General features: G+C 73.6%; 13 protein-coding genes and 5 tRNA genes. 8 read left to right on the top strand and 10 right to left on the bottom strand.

The genetic code is table 11. From position 1 onward, the window contains the following. Positions 1-18 precede the first annotated feature (18 nt). The 3 genes from I8N68_RS08470 to I8N68_RS08460 form a co-directional block, all read right to left on the bottom strand. Positions 19-1,665 carry a PKD domain-containing protein gene (locus tag I8N68_RS08470; RefSeq protein WP_200209285.1) on the bottom strand — a complete coding sequence of 549 codons (1,647 nt, stop codon included), beginning with the start codon at positions 1,663-1,665 and terminating at the stop codon, positions 19-21. A 288-nt stretch (positions 1,666-1,953) separates the two neighbouring features. Further along, a tRNA-Val gene (locus I8N68_RS08465) sits at positions 1,954-2,028 on the bottom strand. Between the two features lie 66 nt (positions 2,029-2,094). Next, positions 2,095-2,167 (bottom strand) — tRNA-Gly (locus tag I8N68_RS08460). A gap of 149 nt (positions 2,168-2,316) precedes the next feature. Between I8N68_RS08460 and I8N68_RS33860 the strand changes: the two genes are divergently transcribed. After that, entirely contained in the window at positions 2,317-2,556 is a 240-nt protein-coding gene (locus I8N68_RS33860) for a DUF6458 family protein (protein WP_200209284.1), read from the top strand. 99 nt (positions 2,557-2,655) lie between these two features. On the opposite strand, the gene I8N68_RS08450 is transcribed toward I8N68_RS33860, so the two are convergent. Then, positions 2,656-3,474, bottom strand: coding sequence for an isocitrate lyase/PEP mutase family protein (locus I8N68_RS08450; RefSeq protein WP_200209283.1), 819 nt, complete (start codon positions 3,472-3,474; stop codon positions 2,656-2,658). 40 nt (positions 3,475-3,514) lie between these two features. Between I8N68_RS08450 and I8N68_RS08445 the strand changes: the two genes are divergently transcribed. After that, a complete protein-coding gene (locus I8N68_RS08445; RefSeq protein WP_307812694.1) occupies positions 3,515-3,811 on the top strand; it encodes an ArsR/SmtB family transcription factor in 297 nt (98 codons plus the stop codon). A 73-nt stretch (positions 3,812-3,884) separates the two neighbouring features. On the opposite strand, the gene I8N68_RS08440 is transcribed toward I8N68_RS08445, so the two are convergent. From I8N68_RS08440 to I8N68_RS08430, 3 genes are all read right to left on the bottom strand, one after another. Continuing rightward, positions 3,885-3,959, bottom strand: a tRNA-Val gene (locus I8N68_RS08440). Between the two features lie 13 nt (positions 3,960-3,972). Then, positions 3,973-4,043, bottom strand: a tRNA-Cys gene (locus tag I8N68_RS08435). 34 nt (positions 4,044-4,077) lie between these two features. Further along, positions 4,078-4,150, bottom strand: a tRNA-Gly gene (locus tag I8N68_RS08430). Positions 4,151-4,355: 205 nt separating this feature from the next. Here I8N68_RS08430 and I8N68_RS08425 point away from each other — a divergent pair. Beyond that, positions 4,356-4,958 (top strand): TetR/AcrR family transcriptional regulator, encoded by a 603-nt coding sequence (locus I8N68_RS08425; RefSeq protein WP_200209282.1) that lies wholly within the window; start codon positions 4,356-4,358, stop codon positions 4,956-4,958. Here I8N68_RS08425 and I8N68_RS08420 read toward each other — a convergent pair. After that, on the bottom strand, positions 4,894-6,120 hold the full coding sequence (locus I8N68_RS08420) for an alkane 1-monooxygenase (RefSeq protein WP_200209281.1): 1,227 nt from the start codon (positions 6,118-6,120) through the stop codon (positions 4,894-4,896). The two genes, I8N68_RS08425 and I8N68_RS08420, sit on opposite strands and share 65 nt — an antisense overlap. A gap of 55 nt (positions 6,121-6,175) precedes the next feature. Further along, positions 6,176-7,012 (bottom strand): hypothetical protein, encoded by an 837-nt coding sequence (locus I8N68_RS08415; RefSeq protein WP_234039132.1) that lies wholly within the window; start codon positions 7,010-7,012, stop codon positions 6,176-6,178. 231 nt (positions 7,013-7,243) lie between these two features. Here I8N68_RS08415 and I8N68_RS08410 point away from each other — a divergent pair, with 231 nt between their 5' ends. Next, positions 7,244-7,912, top strand: a complete 669-nt coding sequence (locus I8N68_RS08410; protein WP_200209280.1) for a class I SAM-dependent methyltransferase — start codon at positions 7,244-7,246, stop codon at positions 7,910-7,912. Positions 7,913-7,921: 9 nt separating this feature from the next. Beyond that, positions 7,922-9,085, top strand: coding sequence for a cytochrome P450 (locus tag I8N68_RS08405; protein ID WP_200209279.1), 1,164 nt, complete (start codon positions 7,922-7,924; stop codon positions 9,083-9,085). 397 nt (positions 9,086-9,482) lie between these two features. Here I8N68_RS08405 and I8N68_RS08400 read toward each other — a convergent pair whose 3' ends face one another. Next, a complete protein-coding gene (locus I8N68_RS08400; RefSeq protein ID WP_234038950.1) occupies positions 9,483-10,730 on the bottom strand; it encodes a cation:proton antiporter domain-containing protein in 1,248 nt (415 codons plus the stop codon). Positions 10,731-10,902: 172 nt separating this feature from the next. Between I8N68_RS08400 and I8N68_RS08395 the strand changes: the two genes are divergently transcribed. The 3 genes from I8N68_RS08395 to I8N68_RS08385 are packed head-to-tail and all read left to right on the top strand — an operon-like array spanning position 10,903 to position 12,913. Next, complete coding sequence (locus I8N68_RS08395) at positions 10,903-11,238, top strand: TcmI family type II polyketide cyclase (RefSeq protein ID WP_307812692.1); 336 nt, start codon at positions 10,903-10,905, stop codon at positions 11,236-11,238. Continuing rightward, positions 11,235-11,663, top strand: coding sequence for a cupin domain-containing protein (locus tag I8N68_RS08390; protein ID WP_200209277.1), 429 nt, complete (start codon positions 11,235-11,237; stop codon positions 11,661-11,663). Before I8N68_RS08395 ends, I8N68_RS08390 begins: the two co-directional genes overlap by 4 nt. Continuing rightward, the gene (locus tag I8N68_RS08385; protein ID WP_200209276.1) at positions 11,660-12,913 is read left to right on the top strand and encodes a beta-ketoacyl-[acyl-carrier-protein] synthase family protein; all 1,254 of its coding nucleotides are present in this window, start codon (positions 11,660-11,662) and stop codon (positions 12,911-12,913) included. Before I8N68_RS08390 ends, I8N68_RS08385 begins: the two co-directional genes overlap by 4 nt. The last annotated feature ends 56 nt before the right edge of the window (positions 12,914-12,969 follow it).

The following is a 12,969-nucleotide window of genomic DNA, read 5'->3' as shown; positions in this document are numbered from 1 at the left end:
ATCCACGGACCGCGACTGTCAGGCGGGGCGGAGGATGAGCGTCCAGGTCGTGGTGGTGGTGCTGGCGGCGGCGCCGGTGGCGGTCAGGCCGCCATAGCTGCCGGTCGGCACGGTGCTGCCGGAGTCGGCGAGCAGGCCGGTCACCCGGCCGCCGCCGGTCTGCGAGCTGTTGCTGCGTACCTGCACCCCGGCCGGGGGAACCAGGCCGGTGGAGAGGCCGTCCCCGTGCATCCAGTACGACACCCCCCAGCTCTGGGCCGCCGTCACCGTCGCGTACGGGGTGATCCGGGTGGCGGAGCTGGCGGTGTCGGTGGCCGGGACGAACGTCGGCGCCGTCGGCTCGACGCCCCGGTACGCGGCCACCACGAGGTTGCCCTTGGACTGCGCGTCGAGCGTCACCCGTACGGTCGAGCCGGCGTCCCCGGCGGCGGCGGTCTTCCACCAGGCGGTGGTGGTGGCGTAGCCGCCGTCGAGCCGGTCCAGCTGGGTCCAGCCGGTGACTCCGGTGGGCTGGCCGGTGCCGGTGTGGGTGTTCTGGCTGAGCAGGAGCAGCAGGGTGTCGCCGGGTTGGACGGTGGACGGCACCACCACCGCGTGGCTGGTCCAGTTGGCGTTCGCGGTGGCCTGCCCGACGAAGGAGATCCGCTCGGCGACGGGTGCCACCGTTACGTCCACGGTGGCGGTGTCGGTGGCGCCGCGGTCGTCGGTGACCGTGAGCGTGACCGGGTAGGTGCCCGCCGCCACGTACGTGTGGGAGGTGGTCGGCACGGAGGCGGTGTCGGCGGTGGCGCCGTCGCCGAAGTCCCACCGGTGGTCCTGGACGGCGCCGTCGGCGTCGGTGGAGCCGGCGGCGGAGAAGGTGCAGACCAGCCCGGAGCAGGACGGCGCCAGGTCCGCCACCGGTGCCTGGTTGGTGGTGCCGCCGGCGCCCTTGAGGATCTTGACGTAGTCGATGTCGCCGGCGAAGTAGTCGCAGGTGACGTTCACCCCGTCGCAGGAGCTCTTGCCGCCGATGGAGAGCTGCCGGCTGTTGGCGATGGTGCCGGTCGGCCCGGTCAGCCGGCTGGTCCGCACCCCGTCGACGTACATCTCCACATAGGTGGAGGTGCGGTTGCAGGTGACCGTGTGCCACTGCCCGTCGGCGATCGGCACGTCGGTGTAGCCGGTACGCGAGGCGCCGTCGCCGCCGCGGAACAGGCACTTCGGCTTGCCGCCGGGGGCCTCGAACTTCCAGTAACCGCCCGCCGTGGCGCCCTGCCCCTTCTGGAGGATGTTGCCGAAGGAGTACGTCGTCCGGTAGCGGATGGTGAACGAGAAGTCCCCGGCGTCCGGGTTCAACTCGGTGCTGTGCGGGACCAGGTTGACGTGCCCGGGGACGTACTCCATGTCGGTGGGCAGGTGGGTGGCGAACCGGTGCCCGGTCGCCCCGGCGTACAACGCGCCGGTCACCACCTCGGTGCCGATGGTGCCGTCGCGGCCGTTGCCGCTGCTGTCGCGCAGTACGCTGGCCCCGGCCGGCTCGTCCATGCTCCAGAACGCCACCGTCCGGGTGGCGGTCGCCTGCGCCGGCGAGGCAGCCAGCCCCACTCCCGCCCCGGACAGCAGGGCGGCGACGCCGAGCCGACCCACCACACGCTGCCAACGTCGTCCGGTGCCTGACCGCATGCGATCGCCTCCCAGGGGTCTGCGGGCCCTCACCCTGTCACGCCGGGACAGGCGGTTCCATGGCCAGTTGGGCGGATCCGGTGCCCGCTGCGGGCAGCGGCCGGTGACCGATGTGGTCGGTGCCGGCGACCGGCTCGCGGTGCACCACGGCCGAGTGACGGGTGACTCCCGGCGGTCGGCCCGACGCGCGGGACGAGCGGCCGGGACCGTCTCGACCGGCCCGGTCCCGGACGACGGACGGCTCGTCACCGAGGTGCGGTAACGAGCCGTCCGGCGTGCCAATGCAGCTGGTGGGCGATACTGGGTTTGAACCAGTGACCTCTTCCGTGTCAAGGAAGCGCGCTCCCACTGCGCCAATCGCCCGGGCGCTCGCCGGGGCGGGTCACACCGGCGCCGGCGACGGTCGGCCCCGTGAGGGGGCGGATCGCGAGCGGACGACGGGATTCGAACCCGCGACCCTCACCTTGGCAAGGTGATGCGCTACCAGCTGCGCTACGTCCGCGTGCCGCCGGCTTGCGTCGGCGACGGGGAGAACTCTACCCGATCGCAAGATCGCCACGACCACAGGCCCGAGGACCCGGGATTGCGCTGCTCACCGGCTGGGTACTGATCCCCTCGACAGCACACCACGTCCCCCTGAAGGAGGCTGTCGTGGGAATCGGTACCAGCATCTTCCTGATCGCGGTCGGCGCGATCCTCACGTTCGCGTTGGACGCCAGCATCGGCGGGATCAACCTCGACGTCGTGGGCTGGATCCTGATGGCGGTCGGCGTGCTCGGCCTCATCATGACCACCCTGGTCTGGGGTCGCCGCCGCGAGGTGGTCACCACGGCCGAGCCGGTGGAGTACCGGCGGGTCGAGGAGCGCCGGGACGTCGGCCCGCCGCTGTGACCCGACCGACCCGGGGCCGACGAAGCTGATCGGTAACGGGGTGCCAGGAACGCGTACGAGGGGTGCCGGCCGACGCGGCCGGCACCCCTCGTGTGCGGCTCAGCCGCGCATCAGGGCGTTCAACGCGCCGTAGTCGAAGGCGCTGGCGAGCGCGTCGTACGTCCCCGCGCCGAACGCCTCCTCGGCGGCCCGGCGGGCCACCCCGTACGCGGCCTCGGCGACCGCGGAGCCGAGGCTGACCCGGGCCACGCCGAGGCAGGCCAGCTCCGGCACGGGCGGGGCGCCCGGCCCCGCCAGCACATTCAGCGGGGCCGGGATCGCCGCGACCAGGGCGGCCAACGTCGCCGGGTCGACCGTGCCGGGCACGAACACCCCGTCCGCGCCCGCCGCCAGGTAGGCGTGGGCCCGGGACACCGTCTCCTCGACGCCGCCGACGCCGCGCAGGAACGTGTCGATCCGGGCGTTGACGTAGAGCGGCACGCCGGCGTGGTCCGCCGCCTTGCGGACGGCGGACAGCCGAGCGCACTGCTCGTCGACCGCGCGCAGCGGCGTTCCCCCGTCGTGCCGGGCGTCCTCGACGTTGACGCCGACCGCCCCCGCCGCCACCACCGCCCGTACGGTCGTGGCGACCTCGTCGGGGGTGTGGCCGTACCCGGACTCGATGTCGGCGGTGACCGGCAGCGGCACGGCGGCGACGACCCGGCCGACCAGGTCGATGGCCGCGTCCCGGCCGAGGGCGTCGCCGTCCGGCGCGCCCAGGCTCCAGGCGACGCCGGCGCTGGTGGTGGCGACCGCGCGGGCGCCGGCGGCCGCGACGATCCGGGCGCTCGCCGCGTCCCAGGCGTTCACCAGGATCAGCGGCTCGCCGGGTACGTGCAGGGAACGGAAGTGCAGGGCTCGAGTGTGGTGATCGTTCACCGGCCCAGTCTGGGCCTCCGGCAGCATCGCCGCCGGGGACGTGTCGCAGCTGGCGTACCCGGTGCGGGGCCTCGGCACGCTGTGGGAGTGCCCGCCGGCGGCGCCGGACGCCCTGGGCGCCGTGCTCGGCCGGGGGCGGGCCCGGCTGCTCGCCGAGCTGGACGCGCCGCGGTCCACCACCGAGCTGGCCCGGCGCACCGGCCTCTCCCTCGCCGGGGTGTCGCAGCACCTCACCACGCTGCGCGCGGCGGGCCTGGTGGTGACGCACCGGGCGGGCCGGTCGCTGCTGAGCAGCCGCACCCCCGTGGCGGAGGCGCTGCTAACCGCATCGGTATGACCGGGCCCGGGCCGCCGGAGATACAGAACGGCTCGTCACCGTCGTCCGGTGACGAGCCATCTGCTCATCCAACTGGTGGGCGATACTGGGTTTGAACCAGTGACCTCTTCCGTGTCAAGGAAGCGCGCTCCCACTGCGCCAATCGCCCTCGTCAACTGCCGAGGTGGAGACGGGATTTGAACCCGTGTACACGGCTTTGCAGGCCGTTGCCTCGCCTCTCGGCCACTCCACCGAGGTTGCCCCCGACATGCGTGGCGGCAGCTCCGAGCGGACGACGGGATTCGAACCCGCGACCCTCACCTTGGCAAGGTGATGCGCTACCAGCTGCGCTACGTCCGCACGCCCCCGGCGTTTACCGGTGACGGATGAGAACTTTAGCCGAGGTCCGGAACGGTTGCCAAATCGGGGTCCCGCCGGCGCGTCCCGCGTGATGGCGACCCCGGCGCTGCCGCCTGAACTGCTGTCGGGTTTCCGACTTGATGTCCGATTAGACCGGCGGGGTTGGTTACTCCTTGTGCTCACATCAGTGGGTTACGGTAGCGGCGTGACGAGACGTGCCGCCGAGATCCGCCTGGATGCCCTGTTGCGCACGGCGTGTGACGTGATCGTGGAACGAGGACTCGCGAACACCCGCACCGCCGACGTGGCGGCCGCCGCCGGGGTCAGCCAGGCCCTCGTCTTCTACCACTTCGCCACCAAGGAACGGCTGCTCGCGCAGGCGTTCGCCTACGCCGTCGAGCAGGACCTGGCCCGGCTCGACGCGGTGGTCCGCTCCTCCGCCCCACCCCTGACCAAGCTGCGGCGGATGCTGCGCCTCTACACCCCGGCCGGCCGGTCGACCTCCTGGTCGATGTGGATCGACGGCTGGGCCGAGTCGCTGCGCACCCCCGAGCTGGAGAAGGCGTCCCGCCGGCTCGACCTGCGGTGGCGCCAGGACCTGACCCAGGTGATCTCGGACGGGGTGGCCGACGGCACCTTCGACTGCGCGGACCCGGCCGGCGCGGCGTGGCGGATCAACGCGGTGATGGACGGCTTGGCGGTCCAGCTCGCGGTGCACGACCGGGTGCTCACCCGCCGCCAGTTCACCGAGTGGGTCCGGCTGGTCGCCGCCCGCGAGCTGGGCCTGGAGCCTGCCCAACTGGTCTGAACCCCGACCCGCGCTGGCGCTCCCGCAGCCGGCGCAGGGCCGGCGGGTGCACGTTGGCCTGCTCCAGGTCGCCGCCGTAGTGGGCGAGCACCCGGTGGTCCATCACCCGCCGCCAGACCGGCGGGACCAGCGCGGCGACCACCATGGTGGCGTAGCCGGCCGGCAACTGCGGCGACGCGTCGAAACTGCGCAGGGTCTGGTAGCGGCGCAGCGGGTTGGCGTGGTGGTCGCTGTGCCGCTGGAGCTGGAAGAGGAAGATGTTGGTGACCGTGCGGTCGCTGTTCCAGCTGTGCCCGGGACCGACCTTCTCGTACCGGCCCGCAGCGGTGCGCCGGCGGGCCAGCCCGTAGTGCTCCAGGTAGTTCACCACCTCCAGCAGCGAGAAGCCGACCACCGCCTGGAGCGCCAGGAAGAGCAGCACCCCGGGACCGAAGGCGAGCACCAGCACCGCGTACAGCACGAGGGTCATCGCCCATGCGTTCAGGATGTCATTGTGCCAGGTCCACGGATTGCGACCGCGGAGGCGGAACCGGCTGGTCTCCAGCCGCCAGGCCGAGCGGAGGCTGCCAGAGACCGTGCGCGGCCAGAAGGCCCAGAAGCTCTCGCCGAGCCGGGAGCTGGCCGGGTCCTCCGGGGTGGCGACCCGGGTGTGGTGGCCGCGGTTGTGCTCGACGTAGAAGTGCCCGTACCCGGTCGGCGCGAGAGCGACCTTGGACAGCCAGCGCTCCGCGGACTCCCGCTTGTGGCCCAGCTCATGGGCGGTGTTGATGGCGATGCCGTTGACCACACCGACGGTGGCGACCAGGCCGGCCGCACTCAGCCAGGACAACGCACCCCGGGCCCAGACCGCGCAGCAGAGGACCAGCGCGGCGTACTGGGCCGGCAGGTAGAGGTAGGTGAGCCAGCGGTAGTAGCCGTCGGCCTGCAGGCGCGGGACGACCTCGTCGGGCGGGTTGCGCCGGTCGTCGCCGATCAGCAGGTCGATCACCGGGATCAGCCCGAAGACGACCACCGGGGTGAGCCACCACGCCCAGGCACCGCCGGTGGATCGCCACCCCAGCCAGCCGACGAAGGGCAGCACCGGGACGAGCAGGGCGAGCGGCCAGAGCGGCTTGCGGGTGTCGCGCCAGGCGAGGGGCGTCGCGTCGGTGCCGGTGCTCATCGTCAGCCTCCGATCTGTTGACTCCTCTCCAGACTGTGGCAGCCGTCACGCAGTTTTACAAGTAGGAACTTTTTGTAAAGCGGCTGGGGTCGCGCCGGTCGTCCGCCCCCGCACCCCCGGCCGGGCGCAAGAGGTGACGCAGCCGCAGCAGCAGACCCGCACCGAGGAACAGGAGCAGACCGCCGAGCAGGAAGGCGGCCTGTACCGCCCCGAACCCGCCCGACTGCGCCACCGGCCGGCCCGCCGCCCCGGGCGGCGGCAGCTCGGCCACCGCCTCGTCGCTGGGCGTCGGCTCCTCCACCGGGTCGTCGGCGGCCGGCTCACCGGCCGGATCGCTGGGCGCGGCCGAGCTCTCCGTCGGCTCCGCCGCCCCGCTCGGCGACGCCTCCGCGTCCTCCCCTACCACCTGCCGGGTCGCCGTCCGCCGGGCCAGCAGGCGCAGGTTCTCGTCGTACGCCTCGGCGGCGAAGCTCACCCGCCCCCGCGTGACGTCGTCGGCGAAGGCCACCCGGTAGCGGGCCGTGACCGTCCGCCCCGGGCAGAGGATCCCCGGGTCCAGCTGGCGGTCGGTCAGCCGGGCCACGTCCCCCTCGGTCCGGATCTCCAGCGGGAAGGAGCCGCTGTCCTCGACCCGGTCCATCTTCACCTGGTCCAACCGCAGGCCCTGCACACCGAGCACCATCGACCAGCGCACCTTGACGCAGCCGCCGCCGTCGGAGCGGGAGACCACCGCGGAGACCGTCTCCACCCCGTCGCCGGCCGTGAACTCGTCCGGCAGGCCGCTCAGCTCGGTGGCGAAGCCGACCGCCGCGCGCACCGGCGCGGCCGCGCCCAGACCAAGCCCCGACAGACAGGCCAGCACCATCCCGATCCGCAGCGCGTTGCGCCACATGCTCACCACCGCCTCGTCCTCCCGTCGGTCGCGTCCACCTGGCAACGCTAGGAGCGGCCCGGGCAAGCCGGTAGACGGGCGTGTTCGCACCGATCGCCAAGCGCGGGTGGCGATTTCACGCACAGTGGTGAACCGGTCACCGGCCCGCCGCGACACGCCGGGGATCCTGTTCGGCCGCTGGTCCCGGGGCCCGCCCGGCGGCCGGACCGGCGCCGGGGGCAGAATCACCGGGTGTCCGACCTGTCCGCGGCCTTCGTCCGGCTGCACGCCCGGCTCGCCCCGGTCGCCTTCGTTCCCGAGGTGCGGCTGCACCAGGCCGACGAGCCGATCGGGCTGTGGGAGCTGACCGAGGGCGAGTTCCGCAGCGCCCAACCCCCGCCGTTCTGGGCCTTCGCCTGGGCCGGCGGGCAGGGCCTGGCCCGCTACGTCACCGACCATCCGGACCTGGTCGCCGGCCGCCGGGTGCTGGACCTCGCCGCCGGCTCCGGTCTGGTCGCCATCGCGGCCGCCCGCGCCGGCGCGGCGTCCGTTCGCGCCGTCGAGGTCGACGAGCGGGCCGTCGCGGCCGTCGCGCTCAACGCCGCGGCCAACGGGGTACGCGTCGACGCCGAGCTCGGCGACATCCTCGACGGCGACGCCGGGGCCGCCGAGGTGGTGCTGGCCGGCGACGTCTTCTACAGCGAGGCGATGGCCCGGCGGATGCTGCGTTTCCTGCTCCGCGCCGCCCGGTCCGGCGCCCGCGTTCTGGTCGGCGACCCGGGGCGGGCCTTCCTGCCCCGGGAGCGTTTCCGCCAGCTGGCCGCGTACGACGTGCCGGTGCCGGAGGCGCTGGAGAGCGTACGGGTGAAGCGCACCACCGTATGGGAGCTGGATCCCGCGCCCCCGGGGGCCGCCCGCTAGCGTGTCGGCGTGCTGTTCCGGGGCTGGGGCGAGTCCGTCGACCGGCGGTGGCCGGACCTGGCGACCGTCGTCGACCACGTCGGCGTCGGGCACCTGGTGGTCACCCGGCACGCGCTGGTCAAGCAGGTGCTCACCGACCCGGTCACCTTCCGGCCGGACAACGCCCTCGACGCGGTGACGCCGATGCCGGTGGCCGCCCTGCGGGTGCTCGCCGGGCACCGCTTCCGGCTGCCGCCGACCCTGGCCAACAACTCCGGCGCCAGCCACCCGGAGATCCGCGGCATCGTCGCCGACGCCCTGCACCCCACCCGCGTCGCGGCACAGCAGCCCTGGCTGACCGCGCTGGTCCGGGACCGGGTGGCCCGGCTCACCGCCGACCTCGACGCGGGAGCCGCCGTCGACCTGTACGCCGAACTCGCCGCCGACCTGCCATTGCTGGTGCTGGCCCGCCTCGTGGAACTCCCGGACGCCCCGGTCGGCGCGGTCAAGGACTTCGCCCGGGCCGCGCTGGAGCTGTTCTGGGCGCCGCTGGACGCCGAGCGTCAGCTCGCGCTCGCCACCGAGGTCGGCCGGTTCCACACCGTGCTGCGCGGGTTCGCCGCCACCGGCGGCGGGCTGGCCGCCCGGCTGCGGGCCGCCGGGCACTCCCCCGACGTGGTGGTGGGCGCGCTGTTCTTCCTGCTGGTCGCCGGCCAGGAGACCACCTCGCAGTTCCTCACCCTGCTGCTGCACCGGCTGACCGGCGAGCCTGAGGTGCGGGCGGGGCTGCGCGCCGGCGAGGTTGCCGTCGGCGACGTGGTCGAGGAGGGGCTGCGGCTGGAGCCGCCGATCGTCACCTGGCGGCGGGTGGCCGCGGTGGACACCACGCTGGGCGGTACGACGGTGCCGGCCGGCACCAGCATCGTGGCGTGGCTGGCCCGGGCCGGGCGGGACCCCGAGGTGGTGGCCGCCCCGGCCGACTTCCGGCCCGGGCAGCCCGGTTCCCGCCGACACCTGGCCTTCGGGGCGGGCGCGCACCGCTGCGTGGGCGCGCAGCTGGCCCGGATGGAGGCGGCGGTGGTGGTCGCCGAGGCGGCCGCGCTGCTCGACGGGGTGACCGTGGTCCGCCCGCCGTGGTGCCCGGACAACCTGACCTTCCGGATGCCGGACGCCTTCGTCATCCGCCGCGCCTGACCACGTCGACACCGCGCCCGGCCGCCGCGCCGTCGGCGGCGCCCCTGGTCACCCGGGCGGCCCGGGCGGCCCGGGCCTGTCCCCGCAGTGCCTTTGGAGCTGATGTCGCAGACGAATCACCGGGCGAGCGGACGCGGCCACGCCACCCGGCGCAGCCCGATGTCGCAGACGAATCACCGGGCGAGCGGACGCCGCCACGCCACCCGGCGCAGCGTGATGTCGCAAGCGGTTCAGCTCCAAAGGACGGTGGCGGTACCTCTGGCGCGACGCGGACCCGGTGGCGCGAGCGGCCAGACGCCGGGCGACCCGGCGCGGGGCGGGGGCAGGGGCAGCGCGGGGGCACGGGCCGCCGGCCCGGACACCGACGAAAGTCAGGTGCGGAGCCGGGGCGCGCCGGTCAGCCGGGACTGGCGGTCGCCACCGGAGCCGCCGGGGCGTAGTGGCGGGGCGGGTAGAGCAGCCGCAGCAGTGGCCCGGCCATCGCGGTGGTGAGCACCGCCATCACCACCATCAGCGAGTACAGCCGGGTGTCCAGCAGGGTCAGTTGCAGGCCGATGTTGAGGATGACCAGCTCGGTCAGGCCGCGGGTGTTCATCAACGTGGCCAGCGCGCCCGACTCCCGGGCCGGTAGCCCGTTGGCCCGGGCCGCCAGGTAGGCGCCGACGAACTTGCCGCCGATCGCCACCAGCAGGATCAGCGCCAGCTCGGCCAGTCCGGTGGAGCCGACGGCGGAGAGGTCGACGCGCAGGCCGGCGACGATGAAGAAGACCGGCAGCAGCAGCACCGAGCTGACCTGGCCGACCCGCTCCAGCAGCTCGGCGCGGAGCGCGGCACCGCCCTCCCGGGGCATCACCACGCCGAACAGGAACGCGCCGAAGATGAAGTGCAGCCCGACCGCCTCGGTGGCCGCCGCCGACAGCAGCACCCCGGCCAGCACCACGGCGAGCGTGCTGCTGGTCAGCCGGCCCGCGGCCCGCTGCGCCGCGGCCACCCGGCGCAGCAGCGGGCGGACCACCAGGAACATCGCCGCGAGATAGGGCAGCACCAACAGCAGCAGCCGGGCCTGGTCGGCGGCGGCGCCGGCCACGGTCACCACCGTCGCCAGCATCGTCCAGGCGAGGACGTCGTCGACCGCCGCGCAGGTCAATGCCACCTGGCCGACCAGGGTGTGGCTCATCTCCCGGTCGGTGAGGATCCGGGCCAGCACCGGGAACGCGGTCACCGACATCGCCGCGCCCATGAACAGGGCGAAGCCCAGCGGATCCCGACTCGGGTGGTTGCCGATCAGGTACAGCGACAGCAGGGCGCCCAGTCCGAACGGCAGCACGATCGAACTGATGGAGACGCTGCTGGCGAGTCGGCCCCGGCCCCGGACCAGCGCGTGGTCGAGCTCCAGGCCGACGATGAACATGAACAGCGCGACCCCCAGGTTGGCCAGCGCGGCGAGGAACGGCCGGATGTCCGTGGGGAAGACCGCCTCGGAGACGGTCCCGTGCAGCAGCGTGGGGCCGAGCGCGATCCCGGCCAGTACCTCGCCGATCACCGGCGGCTGGTCCAGCCGGCGGGCCAGCGCGCCGAGCAGGCGGGCGGCCACGATGATGATCGCGAGGGCGAGCAGGAGACGGGTCGCCTGCGTGGTTGACATGGGTCCTCCGACCGGACGTCCGACGGTTGACCGGGCGATCGTCACGTCGCCGGCTCGGGCCCGGCTCGACCACCGGTCCAGCGGCGGGGCCGCCGAGCCGGGTTCGAGTAGGGCTCCAGCCGGCGCTGTGAGCATGTGCGGGCCCATCGGAGCGGACGCCAGGAGGATCACCGTGCACCGCACCTTGATCATCGCGAAGTTGAAGACCGACGAACCACAGCGCATCGGCGACGTCTTCGCCGAATCGGACGCCACCGACCTGCCTCACATGATCGGTGTCTCGCGGCGGCTGCTGTTCACCTTCCACGACCTGTACCTGCACCTGGTGGAGGCCGACGACGACATCTCGCCCAACCTGTACAAGGCCCGCAGCCACCCGCTGTACCAGGACATCAACACCCGGCTGACGGAGTTCGTGTCGCCGTACGACCCGAACTGGAAGGAACCGAAGGACGCGATGGCCGCCCCGTTCTACGTGTGGACGGCGAAGGACGGGAGGACCCGGTGACCACGACCCGCGAACTGCGTGTGCACGTCGACCAGGTGGCGCCGAACCGCCGCCGCGGCGGCGACATCCGGCTCACCCTGAGCCCGAAGACGGTGGGCTGCACCTCCGGATTCGGCGGGGTGCTCACCCTCGCCCCCGGCGAGTACGTCACCGAGCACTACCACCCGTACTCGGAGGAGTTCCTGCACGTCGTCGACGGCGACCTGGAGATCCGGCTGGACGGCGAGCCGGTCCGGCTCGGCCCCGGCGACTCGCTGCTGGTGCCGATCGGGGTGAAGCACCGGCTGGTCAACACCGGTGGCACGGCCGCCCGGGTGGTCTTCCACCTCTCCCCGCTGGCACCCCGGCCCGAGCTGGGCCACGTGGACACCGAGGAGCCGACCCGGCCCGAGGCGGCGAACCCGGACGTGGGGGGTCCGGCATGACCCGGTCGGTGGTGATCACCGGGATCGGCGCGGTCGCGCCGGGGGCGGTGGGCCGGGAGGCGTACTGGGAGCTGCTCGCCGCCGGGCGGACGGCGACCCGGCGGATCAGTCTCTTCGACGCCGCCGCCTTCCGGTCCCGGATCGCCGCGGAGGTGGATTTCGACCCCCGGGCGTGCGGCCTGACCTCGGCGGAGATCCGGCGGATGGACCGGGCCGCCCAGTTCGCGGTGGTCAGCGCCCGGGAGGCGGTCGCGGACAGCGGCCTGGACCTGGCCGCCGGAGACCCAGCCCGGGTCGGGGTGAGCATCGGCAGCGCGGTCGGCTGCACGATGGGCCTGGAGCAGGAGTACGCGGTGCTCTCGGACGACGGCCGCAACTGGCTGGTCGACCACACCTACGGGGTGCCGCACCTGTACGGGTACATGGTGCCGAGCACGCTCGCGGTGGAGGTGGCCTGGACGGCCGGCGCGGAGGGGCCGACGGCGCTGATCTCGACCGGCTGCACCTCCGGTCTGGACGCGGTCGGGCACGCGGTGGAGCTGATCCGCGAGGGCAGCACCGACGTGATGGTGGCCGGCGCGACGGACGCCCCGCTCTCCCCGATCACCTCCGCCTGCTTCGACGCGATCAAGGCGACCTCGCCGAACAACGACGACCCGGAGCACGCCTCCCGCCCGTTCGACGCCACCCGGGACGGCTTCGTCCTCGGCGAGGGGGCGGCGGTGCTGGTGCTGGAGGAGAAGGAGGCGGCCCGGCGCCGCGGGGCGCGCATCTACGCCGAGATCACCGGCTTCGCCAGCCGCAGCAACGCCTTCCACATGACCGGCCTGAAGCCGGACGGCCGGGAGATGGCCGAGGCCATCCGGGTCGCCATGGACCAGGCGCGCATCGCTCCGTCCGAGGTGGACTACATCAACGCGCACGGCTCGGGGACCAAGCAGAACGACCGGCACGAGACGGCCGCGTTCATCCGGGCGCTCGGCGAGCGGGCGTACCAGGTGCCGGTCAGCTCGATCAAGTCGATGATCGGGCACTCGCTGGGGGCGATCGGGTCCCTGGAGGTGGCAGCCTGCGCGCTGGCCCTGCAACACCAGGTGGTGCCCCCCACCGCGAACCTGCACCAGCGCGATCCGGAGTGCGACCTGGACTACGTGCCGCTGACCGCCCGGGAGCACCGGATGGACCGCGTGCTCAGCGTGGGCAGCGGATTCGGCGGCTTCCAGAGCGCCATGCTGCTCGCCCGCGTCTGACCCCGTACGAACGAACCGGCCGCCCACGTTGCCGTGGGCGGCCGGTCGTCGTCGGT

Origin of the sequence: Micromonospora coerulea, assembly GCF_016598485.1 — a bacterium.
GTDB lineage: Bacteria > Actinomycetota > Actinomycetes > Mycobacteriales > Micromonosporaceae > Micromonospora > Micromonospora coerulea.
This window is presented reverse-complemented; position numbering and strand designations above follow the sequence as displayed.